Annotated in this window: 14 protein-coding genes; 6 read left to right on the forward strand and 8 right to left on the reverse strand. The window is 36.7% G+C overall.

All coding sequences use genetic code 11. The features are described from left to right. Nucleotides 1–148 precede the first annotated feature (148 nt). Nucleotides 149–1723, forward strand: coding sequence for an alkyl hydroperoxide reductase subunit F (ahpF, locus tag AVL50_RS30135; RefSeq protein ID WP_062621348.1), 1575 nt, complete (start codon nucleotides 149–151; stop codon nucleotides 1721–1723). A 279-nt stretch (nucleotides 1724–2002) separates the two neighbouring features. Here the strand turns inward: ahpF and AVL50_RS30140 are convergent, their stop codons facing one another. The 5 genes from AVL50_RS30140 to AVL50_RS30160 form a co-directional block, all read right to left on the reverse strand. Then, nucleotides 2003–2968 (reverse strand): glycerophosphodiester phosphodiesterase family protein, encoded by a 966-nt coding sequence (locus AVL50_RS30140; RefSeq protein WP_062621350.1) that lies wholly within the window; start codon nucleotides 2966–2968, stop codon nucleotides 2003–2005. Then, complete coding sequence (locus tag AVL50_RS30145; protein ID WP_062621352.1) at nucleotides 2955–3875, reverse strand: glycerophosphodiester phosphodiesterase family protein; 921 nt, start codon at nucleotides 3873–3875, stop codon at nucleotides 2955–2957. Before AVL50_RS30145 ends, AVL50_RS30140 begins: the two co-directional genes overlap by 14 nt. Nucleotides 3876–4039: 164 nt before the next feature. After that, complete coding sequence (locus AVL50_RS30150) at nucleotides 4040–5437, reverse strand: RagB/SusD family nutrient uptake outer membrane protein (RefSeq protein ID WP_063851005.1); 1398 nt, start codon at nucleotides 5435–5437, stop codon at nucleotides 4040–4042. Between the two features lie 13 nt (nucleotides 5438–5450). Further along, nucleotides 5451–8831, reverse strand: coding sequence for a TonB-dependent receptor (locus tag AVL50_RS30155; RefSeq protein ID WP_062621356.1), 3381 nt, complete (start codon nucleotides 8829–8831; stop codon nucleotides 5451–5453). A 63-nt stretch (nucleotides 8832–8894) separates the two neighbouring features. Next, nucleotides 8895–9866: a FecR family protein gene (locus AVL50_RS30160; RefSeq protein ID WP_172826952.1), complete on the reverse strand. Its 972-nt coding sequence runs from the start codon at nucleotides 9864–9866 to the stop codon at nucleotides 8895–8897. 178 nt (nucleotides 9867–10044) lie between these two features. Here AVL50_RS30160 and AVL50_RS30165 point away from each other — a divergent pair, with 178 nt between their 5' ends. Further along, nucleotides 10045–10599: an RNA polymerase sigma-70 factor gene (locus AVL50_RS30165; protein WP_062621360.1), complete on the forward strand. Its 555-nt coding sequence runs from the start codon at nucleotides 10045–10047 to the stop codon at nucleotides 10597–10599. 274 nt (nucleotides 10600–10873) lie between these two features. Here the strand turns inward: AVL50_RS30165 and AVL50_RS30170 are convergent, their stop codons facing one another. Further along, nucleotides 10874–13468 carry an outer membrane beta-barrel family protein gene (locus tag AVL50_RS30170; protein WP_082796073.1) on the reverse strand — a complete coding sequence of 865 codons (2595 nt, stop codon included), beginning with the start codon at nucleotides 13466–13468 and terminating at the stop codon, nucleotides 10874–10876. Nucleotides 13469–14090: 622 nt separating this feature from the next. Here AVL50_RS30170 and AVL50_RS33190 point away from each other — a divergent pair. Continuing rightward, nucleotides 14091–14252: a hypothetical protein gene (locus AVL50_RS33190; protein WP_157491694.1), complete on the forward strand. Its 162-nt coding sequence runs from the start codon at nucleotides 14091–14093 to the stop codon at nucleotides 14250–14252. A gap of 119 nt (nucleotides 14253–14371) precedes the next feature. On the opposite strand, the gene nrtS is transcribed toward AVL50_RS33190, so the two are convergent. Then, nucleotides 14372–14593, reverse strand: a complete 222-nt coding sequence (gene nrtS, locus AVL50_RS33875; protein WP_062621363.1) for a nitrate/nitrite transporter NrtS — start codon at nucleotides 14591–14593, stop codon at nucleotides 14372–14374. Nucleotides 14594–14727: 134 nt separating this feature from the next. Between nrtS and AVL50_RS30180 the strand changes: the two genes are divergently transcribed. From AVL50_RS30180 to AVL50_RS30190, 3 genes are read left to right on the forward strand one after another with little or no spacing between them, the layout of a single operon-like run. Then, nucleotides 14728–15183 (forward strand): DUF6452 family protein, encoded by a 456-nt coding sequence (locus tag AVL50_RS30180; RefSeq protein WP_062621364.1) that lies wholly within the window; start codon nucleotides 14728–14730, stop codon nucleotides 15181–15183. Beyond that, the gene (locus AVL50_RS30185; RefSeq protein WP_062621366.1) at nucleotides 15155–15781 is read left to right on the forward strand and encodes a hypothetical protein; all 627 of its coding nucleotides are present in this window, start codon (nucleotides 15155–15157) and stop codon (nucleotides 15779–15781) included. Before AVL50_RS30180 ends, AVL50_RS30185 begins: the two co-directional genes overlap by 29 nt. A gap of 26 nt (nucleotides 15782–15807) precedes the next feature. Next, nucleotides 15808–16353, forward strand: coding sequence for an RNA 2'-phosphotransferase (locus tag AVL50_RS30190; protein WP_062621368.1), 546 nt, complete (start codon nucleotides 15808–15810; stop codon nucleotides 16351–16353). A gap of 174 nt (nucleotides 16354–16527) precedes the next feature. Here the strand turns inward: AVL50_RS30190 and AVL50_RS30195 are convergent. Beyond that, the coding region (locus tag AVL50_RS30195; RefSeq protein WP_157491696.1) for a T9SS type A sorting domain-containing protein at nucleotides 16528–17536 on the reverse strand (1009 nt) is incomplete at its 5' end.

Below are 17536 nucleotides of genomic sequence, written 5' to 3' on the forward strand. Positions count from 1 at the left end.
AGGTTTAATAGATAATAATAAAATGCTACATAAGATTTATTTATACCATCATAGGAACAATCAATTTTACTTATCGTAAAAGTCCTCTTAAATTTGTTCCATCAACAGTGATAAAAAGGACATTAAAAATATAAAAACCGAATAATCCATGTTAGAACAAGCATTAAAAAACCAAGTAAAAGGACTTTTTCAAAATCTAAACAACAAATATACTTTCAATGTAGAAATTGAAGCGAACCATCCTAGCAAACAATCTTTATTAGATTTATTAGAAGATGTAGCTTCTTGTTCAGATAAAGTTGCCTTAGAAGTAAAAGAGGGAGAAGGTCTTTCTTTTACAATCAGTAAAAATGGTGAGACAATAAATAACATCATTTTCAGAGCAGTACCAACAGGGCACGAGTTCACAACACTTTTGATGGCTGTTCTGAATATGGAAGGAATCGGTAAAAACTTACCGGACGAAGGTATTACAGCAAAAATTAAAGGGATCAATGAAAAAGTGGTTGTAAAAAGCTACATCTCTTTGACTTGTACCAACTGTCCAGAAGTTGTACAAGCCTTGAACATTATGGCCATCTACAATCCAAATATCGAACATCATATCATTGATGGGGGTATCAATAAAGAGGAAGTGGAAAGCTTAGGTATTCAAGCTGTACCAACAGTAACAGCCAATGGTGAGCAATTGCATGTAGGCAGAGCTTCATTAGGTGAGTTGTTAGGTAAAATTGAGAATATTGCGGGTACTAGCTTTGACGCTTCTGCTGCAGTAGAAAAAGAATATGATGTAATTGTTGTTGGTGGTGGACCTGCCGGTGTTTCATCAGCAGTTTACTCTGCTCGTAAAGGTTTCAAAGTTGCTGTGATTGCTGGTGTAATCGGTGGTCAGGTAAAAGAAACTGTGGGTATTGAAAATATGATTTCAATTACAAAAACAACAGGTGCTGAATTGACAGCCAACTTATACAGTCACTTGAAAGACTACCCTATCGACATCTTAGAAAACCGTATGGTGGAAGAGGTTGAAGTGGTAGATGGTGTGAAGAAAATCACAACTTCAATGGGTGAGAAATTCACTGCTCCTGCATTAATCGTTGCTACAGGTGCAAGCTGGAGAAAATTAGGTGTTCCTGGTGAAACGGAATACATCGGTTCTGGTGTAGCCTTCTGTACACACTGTGACGCACCTTACTTCAAAGGTAAAAAAGTTGTAGTTGTTGGTGGTGGTAACTCAGGTTTAGAGGCTGCAATTGACTTAGCCGCTATTGCATCTGAAGTGACTGTTTTAGAATATATGGACACCTTAAAAGGCGATCAAGTTTTACAAGACAAGGTAAACGATCTTCCAAATGTATCCGTAGTTACTAACGCTGAGACATTAAGCGTAGACGGTGATGGCAGTAAAGTTACAGGTATCCAATACAATAATAGAGAAACTGGAAATGTACAAACGATCACTACAGATGGTGTATTTGTTCAGATCGGTTTAAAAGCCAATAGTGATGCTTTCAAAGATATTATAGAAACAAACCGTATGGGTGAAATTGAGATTGATGCACATAACCGTACTTCTGTACCAGGTGTTTACGCTGCAGGTGATGTCTCTATCGTTCCTTACAAGCAAATTGTGATTGCAATGGGCGAAGGTTCAAAAGCTGCACTTTCAGCATTCGAAGACAAAATCAAGAATAAATTAACGGAAGCACCTGCTGAAGTTTAAAAATATAATCGTCGCTAACTCTCTCTACTTTCAATCCAAAAACACTGTAGTAGTTCACAGTGTTTTAACAAACTTAAAAGGCTAGCTCAGTAAAATGGGCTAGCTTTGTTTTTTTATTACGACCTACTCAATGATATAATAAACTACCCTCAACTATCAATTGGAATTTCTGCAAGATATTAATGTTCTGTTTTCCAGCTTCCTTGCTCTTTATCTTTCTTCAAAACAAAAAAGCCAACCCCATTGCTAGGGTTGACTCACTTTCAATAATACACCTCATTACAGGTTTCTTACTCCTCTTTCCTCTAAATACTTAATCAATTCTTCAGGTCGATCAGTCATCAAAGCGTTGGTTCCATTGTCGATCAACCAACCCCAAGCGGCATCGGGTCCATCAATCAATACTCTCTCATCATTGTGCCCTGCCACAAGATCATCCCACAATGCACACGTTTGAATGGTAATTCCTTGTTGGTTCATTCTTTTGATTTCCTCTGTGATAAAGCATTCTTCTTCATCAAAAATCATTTCATAACCAATCGGGGCAATTTCTCTGTTATAATTAGCGATAAAAGCTGTTTTGTCTTTTGTTCTTGGCCATACTTTAGGGAAATAAATGATGCTGTCCATCAATGGGCCATACTTCTCTCGCATAAATTCAATGGAATCATCTCCTTTGAAAATCCCTTGATTTACCGTTCCTGTTTTCTTTAAAACATCAAAAGCTTCTTGTACAGTTTCTCCTTCCGTTTTATCCAAGTTTACCATGATTTTCCCTTTACAAAGTTCCATCACTTCTTCCAAAGTAGGGACTTGCTGACGGGAATAACGGATACCACAATTACTTTTCAATCGTAAAGCTTTGACCTCTGCCAATGTCATATCAGAAACCTTCCCTTTTCCAGTCGTTGTTCTATCTACAGTGTAATCATGCATCGCCACCAAATGACCATCTTTTGTCAAACGGAAATCAAGCTCCACGATATCAATTCCTAAATCAATGCAACGCTGAATACTCAATAAGCTATTTTCTGGTGCGTATCGCCAATCTCCACGATGGGCAACGGCTAAAACATAATCTTTTGTAGGATTTTTGATCTTGTCTAAGATCTTTTCAGCTCTGCTTTTTGAAGCAATTGGCGAGGCTACTTTTGCTTCTTGAAGTGGTGCCTGACCTTGCTTTACATTACATGCTCCTAAGGCAATAGCTAATGTTAAAGTGATATATAATTTATAGTTCTTCATTTTGTTTTTCGTTTTTGATGAAATGGATTAATGCTTCTGGACGGTCTGTTTGGATCATAGTTGCTCCTTGTTCCAAAATCCAACCCCACGTTTGGTCTTTACCTTCAACCATGGCTCTTTCATCGGAATGTCCTCCACTTAAGAAATCCCAAAGTGAGTTGATCCATACTTTTCCATTGCCCTCTTTTACAGCATCGAAGATATCTTGAGTGGTTTGATTGTATTCTGGAAAACACACTTCAAAAGCTACAGGTTTGATCTTCGCTTGGTACTCTTTGATGTCTTCCATCACATTAGGATTGGATGGGCGAACGATTGGCATAAACCATACTTTTTCTAATTCATCACCCATTTGTGCCTTTACCTCTGCATAAGGTTTTGAAGATTTGAAAATACAGTGATCTCTCATTTCCATTCGATCCACTAAAGCCAAAACTTCCTCCAACCATCTGTCGGCTTTATCCAAGTTCAATAGGATTTTTCCTTTCGAAATTTTCAAAGCATCTTCTAATGTTGGAATCGTGTAAACAGGTTGAGGAACTCCTAATCCGTCTTTTAGGTAAAAAGCTTGAAGCTCCGCTAATGTATAGTTTTCGACTTTGCCTTTTCCATTAGTTGTACGGTCAATGGTTCTATCATGCATCAATACAAAGTGTCCATCTTTCGATCTTTGAATGTCAATTTCTGCTACAGCCACTCCCATTTTAATGCAATTTTCAATGGCCTGCAAAGAATTTTCCGGCGCATTTCTCCAATCCCCCCTATGAGCAATCACCATTACTTCTTTTGCTTGATGATCTTGGAGAATATTGATCCAGTCTTGTGCTGATTTTTGTTGTGCTTGGGCTGATAATGACCATAATAATACAGCTCCAATTTTGATAAAAAGGGAAATAATCGGTTTCATATTTTTGTTTTTTGGAGGTGCGGCACCGCCCTAACTCACGGCACCGCTTGATCTAATCCAATCTAAAATTCTTGTTTGTTTCTTAGAAGTCAGAGACTTCTGATGATCTGTAAAGCACAAGTGACGCTGTCGCTTAACACTTGCGCTAGGGACACCACAAGGTATTAGTACCCCGGATTCTGCTTAATCGCCGGATCTGTATCAATCTGTGATTGAGGAATTGGCATCAATAATCTGAATTCGGGAACAGTGATGTTTTGACCTCTTTCTTCAAAGTGAGCGTTCATAACTTCAATCGCTTTACCTGTTCTTAATAAGTCAAACCAACGGTGCCCTTCTCCTACTAATTCCAATCTTCTTTCCTCTGCAATTACAGCTTCCAAATCAGTCGTTGATGTAACTTCTGATACATTCGATCTTCTTCTGATACTGTTCAACCTTTCTAATGCTAAAGAAGTATTGCCTAACGCATTTTCAATTTCAGCGGACATCAATACTACGTCTGCGTAACGAAGGATGACATAGTCGCTACCACAATCATTTTGATCCGTAACGGGAGCTTCCATTTTTCCAGAAACGTAATAGATCGTCTCTACAGGCAATACAAATTGATCCTTACGAGCATCGTTATCATCATATAAATTATACAATTGCTGGGTCGGGATATTATGACCTTTTCCACCTGCGAAATGTCCTGATGGAGAACACATTCTGTAATATTGAGATCCCATTGCATTACCATTGATTCCAGAGGCAAACTTTGCTGCAAAAATCACTTCAGCATTTCCTTTATTGGCAATTGTAAATACTTCTTCACCCTTTTCCAAAAGTTGGTATTGGTTAGAATTGATTACTTCATCGAGGTATTTCTTTGCATTCACTTTATCATCTAATGTCAAATATACTTTGGCCAATAAAGTCTGAGCGGCACCTTTTTCAACTCTTCCATCCATATCTCCTTTTACAGGCAATTCTTCAATCGCTTCTTCTAAATCGATGATGATTTGCTCATAGATCAAATTCAAATCTGTTCTACCTTGCCCGAAATGATCATTTACGTCTGTTGTTTCTGTAATCACCAAAGGAACATCACCAAAAAGACGAACCATATTGAAGTACATCAAACCTCTGATAAACTTCATCTCTCCCATTCGGTTGATTTTCACTTCCTCATTTTTGAAAGCGATATCAGTAATACGATTTAAAACGGTATTACACCTCTGAATCGTTCGGTAAGATTCTCTCCAATTAGAAGAGATTACGCTGTTGGTAGGGATTGTCGTAAACTCATCCAATTCACCATAATTACCACCGTCATTAGCAGGTACTTCATCAAAAGTATTGTCTGAAGGAATTTCACCTAAAACTGGCATATTGGTACCATAAAGGCCATTTCCTCTCAACATACTGTAAGCACCAGTTACCGCTTCTTCAATCTCAACCTCCGTTTTGTAAAACTTATCTCCATCCTTTTCAGTGATTGGGTTCTGGTCTAAACTAAAGTCACATGACGATAGTAAAACAGTAAAAATTAATATATATAAACTATTTCTAGTCTTCATGATTGTGTTTGATTTAGAATTTAAGATTAGCACCTAGTAAGTAAGACCTTACAATGGGGTGAGGGTTATTTGTGATCCAGCCTTGCTCCAAGTTATTGGTGTTTGAACCGTCCATATTGATACCTTTATAACTTGTAATCGTCAATGGATTGTTGGCTGTAGCGTAGATTCTTAGTCCTGCAATATTTAATTTTTGAAGCACTGATTTTGGCAAATTATAGCCTAAAGTCACGTTTCTTAAGCGTAAGTAATCACCACTTACTACATCAATACTACTACCTCTTGTGTTCTTTCTTGCTGCTGAGAAATTACCCATGTTTGGCTGTGCATAATGACCGTTTGGATTGTGTTCTGGGTGGTAGTAATTATCATAATAATCTTTGGTTGGTACGGCAAAACCTTCACCTGTATTCGACTGCATCATGTCTCTATCAAAGATCTTACGCCCTTGAATACCATTGAAAGTGAAAGAGAAATCAAACCCTTTGTAAGTTAAATTCGCTCCAAAACCGTAGTGGAATTTAGGCTCATAAGTACCCAAAGAAACCATGTCATTTTCATCAATTACACCATCACCATTCACATCTCTGACAATATAATCTCCTACAAGTGTCCCTTGTAAGTGAGCCGAATTATCAATCTCTCCTTGATCTTTATATACACCAATAATATCATAACCGATCATTTCTGCCATTGGGCCACCCACTCTCGTTCTAAATGAGCCATTGTAACCTGTAATGATCTGTTCTTGACCCGGAGCTAATGATAAAATCTCATTGTTGTTCGTTGTGATATTCGCATTAAAACCAATTGTTACGCCACCAATATGGAAATCATAACCTTGTAATTCTAATTCAAAACCGTTGTTTCTTAAAGAACCGATGTTTTGTAATGAGGTAGAATAACCCGACTGTTCCGGCACTGGAACTTCTAGTAATAAGTCCGTTGTGATGGAATTATAATAGTTGGCCGATAAGTTGATTTTCTTTAGCAACTGCATATCAAAACCAATGTTGTAAGAATCGTTGGTCTCCCATGATAAGTTAGGGTTAGGAGCCGTAGTTGCTGAATATCCTGGGTGTAATCCCCCTCCAAAAATATAATCTGTTTGGGTCACCAAAGCTTTTGATCCGTAAGCACCAATTTGGTTGTTACCCGTTTGCCCCCAATTGGCACGAAGCTTTACAAAAGTCACTACATCTTGTTCTGGGAAGAAGTCTTCTTTAGATAAAATCCATCCACCTGAAACCGAAGGGAAGTAACCCCACTTTGAATTATCACCAAATCTTGATGAACCATCTGCTCTCGCCGCTAGTGCCATTTGGTATTTTCCTTTGTACGAATACTGCAAACGACCTAATAAAGATTGTTGCGTCCATGTGTAACGGTAAGCATCCACATTAAATGAAGAGGCACCACCAATATTGTCCACATTATCATCGACCATTCCCATACCAATCACTCTTGTTCTTGTACCATCTTCTCTCTGCATCGTCATCCCTGCCAAAGCACTAATATTATGGTCTCCAATGACTTTGTTGTAAGTTAAGATATGCTCAAAAAGATAATTAAAATACTTGTCATTGATCTCTCTAGCTTCTGCCGGCTTAGTAGGGAAAGGCTGTCTGTATCCTCCAATGCTGTTGGGTGAATAGAAATCTGTAAACTCTCCATTATAGTCCATACCTGCTGAAAGTTTATATTTCAAACCCTCCAACAATTCCACACTAGCATAAGCATTACCAAACGTTCTGAAGCGAGTCATTACGTCTTTTGTGTATGTCAAAAGTGCCAACGGATTTTCTTGCAATGCACCATCTTCTGGAGCGTTTGCCTCATGTTGATCACCGATATTTAAAGTACCATCAGGGTTATAAGGATCAAAGAAAGGGTATGCAATCCAAAGGTTTGAAATAGCAAGATTTGACCCTTGCTCAATTACAGAATAAGCCGTATTCATACTAATACCTGCCTCCACTCTGTCACTTAATTTTGTTCTCAAATTAAGGTTGGCTGTAAATCTTTCCATACCTGTAGTCGGTACAATACCGTCTTGCTCCATATAGGCAACATTGGTATAGAAACTTGTTTTCTCATTACCTCCATTCAGTGAAACGCTGTAGTTGCTGATAGGAGCATTTTGGAAAAGGTGATCATTCCAATTCGTATTTGTCAAACCTTGTTCACCTCTTAAATATGGATCTACATAATGCAATCTATACTCTCTTTTTGAAGCTCCATTTGCCGCTCTTACATCTGGGCTGTCATGAATACTTCTATTTTCAGGGTCTTTAGAAACATATCCCCAATCACGTGCATGAGTAAAGAATTGTGCAGACTCATAGGCATCTGCATAATCCACCAAACTTGCCGCCTGTTGAATACCTGTGAAATAGTCGAAACTCACTTTCGTTTTTCCTTGATACCCTTGTTTTGTGGTAATCAAAATCACACCATTAGAGGCTCTTGATCCATAAATCGCAGAAGACGCCGCATCTTTTAATACGTCAATGGAAGCAATAGAACTTGGAGGAATATCGTTCATTGAAGTTCCTTCCGAAAGTGGCATTCCATCTACCACAATCAATGGATTAGTTCCGGCTGTCAATGAAGAAGTACCACGAATCGTAATCTTTGCATCTTGCCCTGGTGCGGCGTTATTTTCATTAATCAAAACACCGGCCATCTTACCGACCATTTGCTGATCAAGACCACTAGCCGCATAGTTTTGTAATTCATCCGAACGGACACTAGAAATCGCTCCCGTTACCTCTTCTTTGGATTGAGAACCATAACCGATCACCACTACTTCTTCCAATTCCTGCGTGTTGTCTTCCAACTGAATTGAGAAGTTGGTTGCCGTTCCTACGACCACTTCTTTTGTGATAAAACCCACAAAAGAAACGACAAGAACAGATTCCGACGATGGCACAAGTAATTCAAACTCTCCGTCTAAATTAGTAATAGAACCGATATTGGTTCCCTTCACTTGTACAGCCGCACCGATAATGGATTCACCACTCTTGTCCGTCACCTGCCCTTTGATACGAACTTCCTGTTGTACTTCTTTGGCTGATGGCGTAATGATGATATTATCTCCAATTCTCTTAAGGTCGTAACCTTCTGCTTTGAGCTGAGCAATCATTGCTTCAAAAGTTGCAGCTTCTGAAACGCTGATCCACTTGGCATCATCCACGTTGTTACTGTAAGAAAATTGAACATTAAATTGTTTTTCTGCCTTTGAAAGGTAGTCTCTCAATTGCATTTTTTCTACTGTGATTGTCGTAGAAATACCCTCTGTGAGTCCACTTGCATGGGCAAATGAGGATGTAGTGAGCCCTCCTAAAAGAAAAAATATTCTTAAGGCTCTTGAAAGTTTCGAAGAAAATTGCATAAATTTGCGTAACGAAAATTAGTTAAGAGGTATTCGACTGTTGCAGCAGTCTAGTACCTTTTTTTATTGTAAAATTATTAGTTGGTTTTTCTTTTCAATTTTGCATTCTAAGAGGATCTCCAAAAGTGCTAACACTTCTTCTAGCTGATCACCTTTATTGATTTTTGTTGTTATTTTTCTCTGTAAAAGTTTTTGATTTTTTACTTTAAAAGAGATTGGATACAACCTTTCCATTTTATGAATTACTTCATTCAATGAAGCATACTTAAAGACCACCTGACCACTCAGCCAAGAGGTTCTATTCAATTGGTTTTCAGTAATGACACTTCCCTTCTGAATATCTTTATCAATCACATAAGTCTGCCCCGGTGACAAAGTTGTGACATCACTATTTAATGCATTTTTCAGCTTTACCTTTCCAGTTAACAAGGCCACTGAATTTTCTTTATCTTTAACGTAAGTCGAAACATTGAATGAGGTACCTAATACGGTTACTTCCAAGTCTGAAGCATTGACGATAAAAGGATGCTCTTTGTCTTTTGTGACATCAAAAAAAGCCTCTCCTACTAAGTTTACTTTCCTAAAATCACCTTTAAATGTAGCAGGATATTCTAAAGAAGACTTTGAGTTCAACAATACTTTCGTACCATCCGCAAGCAATATTTCTTTGCTCTCACCAAAACCTGTGCTTTGTGTCAATATTTCTTCTTGCTGATTAATATAATTATAGCCACCAATAAAAGTTGTTAACACAACCACTGCCGCTCCTATATATCTACTCCATTGTTGATAAAAAGGAATTACCTTCATTTCCTTCTTAGTATACTCAATAGATTGCATTAAATGATCTGTTGATCTAATAGCCTCATCAGACACTTTTGCAGGAGCATTCCAAAGCTTTTTTGATTGCTCAAACTCTTCTTTAAATGAAGCATCAGAAAGCATTTTCTCAATGAAAAGATCTCTTTCTTCCTCATTTAATTCTTCTGCAAGTGCTTTGCCTATTAGACTATATGTTTCTTTGTTTTCTGTCATATTTTTTGTCATTCATAAGTAAAGACAAAGTCGAATATTGGGTACCCCCATAGAAATTTTTGAATTAATGTTTTGATAAATTATGTAACACAAGGTTCACAATATTTACAGTCGTTAATACAAAATTTAAAATTGCTATAACGCTGAGCAGGGGATGAAATTGTAGTTTTGTATTGCTATGGGAGACGAAAACAATAATACTTGGCGACTAATTCAAAATGGGGATGTTCATCAATTCAAAGCTTTATATTTAGAGCTTTATGACAACCTATTACTCTATACTCATCACTTAGGTGTCACTCATTCTGATGGTGAGGATATCATCAGTCAAGTATTTTTTAAACTGTGGGAAAACAAGGAAAAGATTGAAATTGAAGGGTCTTTAAAGGCCTATTGTTTCCGTAGTGTCAAAAACGCTGTTCTTAATTTTAAAAATTCTGCTAAACAACGTTATGAAGGTGAAGGTTCTGATTATTTTGAGTTTGAACAGAACCAACCGTTTGAGGAGCATACCGAACTGGATTTAGAAGCTGAAGACCTTTCGTCCTACATTGAACAACTAACCAATGAATTACCTCCTGCTTGTCAGAATGCCTTTCGAATGAGTAGAAATGATGGGCTTACTTATAAAGAGATTGCTGAACTTTTAGAGATTTCTCCAAAAACGGTGGAGAAACAAATTGGGCAGGCTTTGGCACATTTGAGGAAGAAGTTAAGGGTGGTGGTGGTTTAGTTTGTCGTATTAAATCATTTTGTAGGGATGTTGCATTGCAACGTCCACTGTACCACTTTAAAACATTTTACTGTTCAATACATAAATATAAAAACCTCTTCAGTCGTAGTGACCAAAGAGGTTTTTGTTTTTTGTTTGTTGTTATAAGTTGAAAACTTATTCAATATGTAAGTTCGTAGTGACGCTACCGCTTAACACCACAAACAGTGGGGATTCGTGGAGATAGCATCTTCAACACCATTCTTAATTCTTCATTCTTAACTCTTAATTAAAACTAGAATTCTTTCGCTCCGAATTCAGACTTCACTTTCTTCGACTTGTTCTTCAAGCTGTTGAAGTTATATGTAATGTTGATGATCAATTGATCGACCTCATATACATAGTTGGTTGTCGTGTAGAATTGTTGTCTTTGAGTCGATCCATCAGCTAATCGTGCCGTGTAATCTCCCCTTGTAGTAATACGTTGCTCATTGGTTTCCAATAATCCCATGTCCATGTTCAGCCATTGGAAATTCACAGCCAAACGGTTATCCAAGAATGTTTTCTTGATCGATAAATTCGGGCTATAGAATCTTGAATCCTCACCTTGGGCTGTCACTCTTTCCGACAGGTAATTGAAGGCGAAGTTCGTAGATAAGGTCTTCGCAATTTGGAATGTTGTATTGATGTTAAAGCTGTATTGCCATGCTTTTGTATCTACTGGAATCGTAATCTTCCAATCACGGTCTGTATCATCATAATCAAACTGACCTGTGATATGTTGATGATAAACGTTACCACCTGCATAGAAATCCCACCAATCTGTCAATTTCAATGAAGTTCCTAGCTCCAATCCAAAGACTTTAGAATTACCCACATTCGTATAAATACGGTTTAGTACCGAATCACTGTCAAATGTATTCGTTCTGTTGATCAAGTTGTCAGTGTTTCTGAAATACGCTGTTGCGAAAATAGTATGATCACCGATTTCTTGAGTAGCACCCAATTCCACCAAATCAATAAATTCTGGTAATAAATCAGCATCACCTTGTTCCAACGTTTCAGAGTGTTCTTTCTCTTTGAATGGATTCATTTTGAAAGTTGTCGTTCTCTGTACACGCTTTGAGTAAGCTGTTTTCAATGCAAAACCATCCGTCACTTGATATTGTAAATTAGCAGATGGGAACAATTTGAAGTAATCATAGTTTTTCACCTCTCTATTGTTTTCTGGCATCAACTGACCATTCTCATAACCCAAGAAATCCACTTGACGATCCATATATTCTGCTCTCAAACCAGCACCATACGTCCATGCTCCTTTTTCACCAGAAAGCTGACCATAAGCTGAGTGAATGTTTCTTTGAAGGTTTAAGTTAGAAGAATAGTTATCTACAATTTCCCACTCTCCAGTGGGTTTGCCATCCTGCAATTGCTCTCTTTCATATAAGAAATCACCTTTATGATCCAACGATCTGAATTGATATCCAATCTCAAACTGCCCTAATTTTGAAGGCTTAAAGCTATAATCAATGTTAGCTCTAAAACCATTCAAAGGGTTTTCATTGGTATTTCTTTCTTTCAGATAATAAAACTGTTGCTCCACAGGTGTTGTAAATCCATGTCTTTGATTGTCGTTAAATGTAGGACCTCCCAATAACGTGTATTCATATAACACCGACGCTGAAAGTTTTGATGCATTCGCAAATTTGTGATTGAAATCGAAACTTGTCACGAAGAAATCAGACTGTCTGTTTCTTGAGTTGTGGTTATAATATTGGAAAGCTTCTGAAGGGTCTTGATCTGCAAAACGGTTATCATTATAATAGATATCTGCCAAACGTGTTTTGTCTCTGATACCACCCATAGCGGCAAAATTGAAGCTTGTGTTATCAGTTGCTTGATACCCCAATGATAAGTTGGCTGAATAATTTTCTTCCACATAAGAACGCTCTCCATCAGATGGGAACATGAATTTCGGATCATCATCAATCTGCGTCCAAACATCACCTTCCCTTCTTCCTGATTTGTCATTTCTTTGATAAGAAGCTCCTAGTGCCCAGTTCAGCTTGTTTTTTTGCTGTGCAATTGTGAAGTCACCACCATAACGCAAAGGATTTTTACCATTATCATAATTCTCCACTGCAGGCAAACCATATCTCACATTTACTTGAGCATAAAGATTATCAGTCGCTCCTTTGGTTGTGATGATGTTGATGATACCTGCTTTTCCTTCAGAGTCATACTTTGCTGAAGGAGCCGTAATCACCTCCACATTTTTCACCGCATTGGCAGGTAATTGGTTTAAGATTGTTGCCGCATCTGACTGTACAGGCTTACCGTTTAATAAAACCACAAAACCGGATGATCCTCTTACAGACAAATCACCTTCAGCATTGATACTTACCGACGGCATATTTCTCAATACATCCGTGGCTGTACCACCTGCTGCCGCTTCAAATTTTGTGGCATCATACACCTGACGGTCTACTTTTGTTACTGCAGTCAATTGTTCTCCTTTCACTTCAATTTCCTGAAGCATCTGATTGTCTTCTTTCAAGGTAATTAAACCGAGGTTTACTATGTTACCCGAAACAGAAATTCCTTCTTTAGTGTAAGTTTGGAATCCCATAAAAGCGACGGTCAATTTGTAAGACCCTTTTTTCAACTTCGGAAGGCTGAACACCCCCTTAGCATCAGTAACCACACCTGTTACTAAGCTATTGTCAGATGAATTGTACAATGCCACGGTGGCATATTCAATTGGTGTTTGATTGCTTGATTCTTGCACCTTTCCTGTTATACGGTTTTGTGCATAGAGCATAGATGTAGAGATTAAAGTCATAGTCACACACATGACCAATGTTCTCACTGCTTGAGTGATACGTTTCATTATTAGATAGTTTGTTAATTATTAGAAAAATAACTACTTGTGGTAAAGTGTAATTATCTAAGTAATCCACCACTTGTTATTTGTTGTCTCAAAGGTAATTAAGATAAATTATATTAAAGAGGTCTATTTGAAAGAAAAAGGGTTTAAATGATGTCTTTTTTACTGTAATAATTATTCATTAATAATCTTCCACTCCTCCCATTGACCTACTTCCAAAATAGTGATAACATTATTTATTTCTGATTTAATTATTTGATTTTGTTCCTTTTAAAAGGATGTATAACATTATTCACTACAGTTGTTTTTCCAATAAAACACCTCTAAAATTCAAAGAAACTAGGACCCTGATTTGTTCGTCATTCAAAATAAAAAAATACTATTTTTGAAGTGAATATTTAATTAAAATTTGGAAAAAATATCTTGTGAAACCCTAAACTTGAGAAGATCGAATAAAGGTATTTTTTATAACTATACCTATAATTTGTATAAATTAATTAAGTTATTTTCTTGAAATAGAAAGATTCATTAACAAGGCTAACAGAAGTTATTGGAACCATATCCCTTATTTTAGTGTCAATTATAGTGAAATGAGACCTATTTTTTGAATTAAAATAAATGATTCATGAAAGAGAAAAGACCAAGTAAACCAGCATTAGAACTAAAGCATGAAGACGGAAAAGTTTTTGTTTACGAAAATGAACAACGTATCAAATCCTTTAAAAATGAATTGATGGCTTTAGGTTTTATCAATAGAATGGAGTATGAAAAAATGGCACTAAAGTAGAATTGTCTGCTTGCATTTGACCTGCTTTTTAAACACTTCATTGCGATTCTTTTATCTGTCCAAATCAAATTTTTTGACTTGGAAACAGTACAATAGTGAATAAACAAAACTTCAGAATTCTATTTTTGATCAAGATCAGACAATGCTTTAACCGACGAATAGGTAGATACAATATAGGGTACTAAGTAAGTTGTGAGGATTTGAACAATTTGTTTGTTACTTAATGTATTACTAATTATATCTTCTCCGTGATTGATCAATCCCAGTATAGTGCCTACTATCAATGAGAGCTTTGTGGCAGTCTTTATTACTTTTGCTGAAAAAATTAATTTTAAATTCATCTTCCTTTGTTAACTTTGTAATACTATTTTGAATTAATGATTTAAAGACTAAACTGTTTACATTTTTCATGCAAAAAAACTTAAAAGCACTATTTTAGTCTCATTTCATGTAAGCAAACTTCAAATTATATATTATGAAAAGATTTCTTCAACTCATCATCTTCACGTTGATTTTCACATCCTGCAATGACTGTGAGTATGGTTCAGAACCAACGATGAACCTTCAGTTTACCCATGATCATACTAATCACGAAGGGGAATATTATCCACCTGATTATGATAAGGTAATCCTAGCAGGAAGTGATAGTGTCTTAACATTTAGTCATTCATTAAAATATCCACTTTCTATTGTATCTGACACCACTACGTTGATATTTAGCAATAATGAACAAATAGATACGTTGTCCATCAAATACACAAGAAACTTTGATTTCGAGTCTAAAGAATGCGGTTACACTGTGACCTTAAGTGATTTTCAAAACCTTAAAGAAACCACTTTTGATAGTGTTACAATTTTTACTTCTACATCTTCTCAATCATTACTTAAAGAACTTAATAGAAATGAATACTATATTATCATATATAACTAGTCTACTGCTGTTTATCACGCTGTTTCAGCACATTACTTATGCACAAGACGAGCGTCCTCATCACTTTGGCATTGATATTACTAAAACGCTTACCCTTCCTTTAATTGCAAAAGGTCGTGGTTTTGTGATTGAACCAGTGTATTATTATACTGATAAAGACAAAAGTGCCAAGTTCAAAGCAGTGGTTGGGTATAGTAATACGAGACACGATGATGTCCATGTAAACAGCAATATCAAAACATCTGGCTTTTATCTTAAACCTGGGATTGGTACTTCCTTGGGCAAAAAGAATTTTGCCTTTTTAAACTTTCTTGTTTCCAACTATTCTATCAACAATAGTTATGTTTTAGAAGGTGAATATTTTGGAGATTATAAAGGTGAATATACTCATAACAACTTATTTGCAATGGGCATAGAACCGAATATTGATTTTGAAAACGATCTTGGGAAAAAAGTTAAAATGATCCTTTCTCTAAGGTTTACCTACGTTTTTTATAATCCTGAAAACAAAGATTACCCTGTTTATTATGTTCCTGGTGCAGGTATTACCAACGGAAACGAGATTTCAGCAGGGCTCAGTCTTTATCTGATTATCTAAATCAGAATCAAAAAATCATTTGTATTATGAATGAAAAACAATTAAAAAGTAAAGGGAAATTTCTCAGTTTAGTATTGAGACATAGACCTGAAACAATAAAAATAAAATTAGACGAAAATGGTTGGACAGATGTAGATATACTCCTCCAACAGATGAATGCTTTCCAAAAGCACATCAATTTTCAAGAATTAGAATACCTAGTGGAAAACAATAACAAAAAGAGGTATTCTTTCAATGAGGATAAAACAAAAATTAGAGCTAATCAGGGGCATTCCGTTACGGTAGATCTGAATCTTCAACCTATCACTCCTCCTGATCTACTTTATCATGGCACTGCAGACAAATACCTCAACGGTATCCTTGAACAAGGGCTTATGAAAAAACAGCGTCATCACGTGCATTTAAGTGCTGATATTGCCACTGCCAAAACGGTAGGTAAACGACATGGAAAGTTGATCTTGTTTGAAGTTTACGCTGGCAAAATGAATGCTGATGGTCTCCAATTTTTCAAAAGTGAAAATGGTGTTTGGCTCACTGAGGAAGTTCCTGTACGATATCTGAAAAGGATTTAATTTTAAAATGGGATGAGGAAAATAATAACGAATTACTTTTTTCCTCATCCACGAAAAGCTGTCGTCAACTTTTAATCGACATTTTGATAAGTTTTCATAGTTCTTTTTCAACCCACCTTTTTGTTTTTTGGCTTATTCTGAGGCAGAGTAAAAGTCAAACATTAAAACTATCACCTACTGTTTCAGGATTTTGAAACGATCTCCATCCACAGTAACCATATAAATTCCAGGAGGGTAAGCGGAAATATCTACTTTAACCCTTTGAGATCTTCTAAGAAGAATCGGATTAATTTGCTGACCAAAAATATTATAGATAGCTAGATTTGAAGTGCTTGTGATTTTTGTGCTTTTCACATTGAAAACACCATCTGTTGGGTTGGGATAAACTTGGTAGCCTAAATTCAATAAATCTTCCTTCGTGGTCGGTTCTTCAGGAGTAATTGGATCTTCAGGCTCATCAGGTACGTTGGTACAATCCTCTATCCAGTCTTCTTCACCAATAATTGCTTTCTGATATTTAAAACCTATGGATTCAACGGCTGAAATTACTACTTTATAATACCCTTCTGCATTATCGCCATTGCCTCCTCTGTATAATACTGTAGCTACTGCAGGTGCCGTGTAACTCTCCCCATCTTTATTGTATTCCTCACCGATTAATCCTCGAACTTGGCAAGGCAAATAACCGAAATGTTTTTCTTTAACTTGTGCAGTTTTGCCGTAAGTTCCCTTCACATTTTTCACAATACTCGTATTAGCATAATACCCTGGTGTAAGACCCAACGAATCTTGTTCTTTAGTAAGATAACCTCTATCAATCCTCACTGCAAAACCTGTATTGATGGCTTCTACTCCATTTATCTCAACATGACCATTTTTTATGGCATGTGGCGAAATCATCACTGCCGCATTTCCATTCTGGCAGTATACATTTTTTGCATAAATATTATGATTGCCACCAATCTGTAAAGCATTCATTTTTTTTAATCCTGTCTCCAAACGTAGTGTAACGCCACCATCGCCCCAAATATCTTTAAAAAATACATTTCGGAGTGCTTGAGATTGTACCAGGCCATAACCATAATGTGCCTTCTCGATACTGCAGTTTCTAATCACACCTCCATCTGACATCACATACTTACCATTGTATTGGGAATAGCCCATAGTGATAGCTGAAAACTTG

It is taken from the genome of Flammeovirga sp. SJP92 (assembly GCF_001583495.1).
GTDB lineage: Bacteria > Bacteroidota > Bacteroidia > Cytophagales > Flammeovirgaceae > Flammeovirga.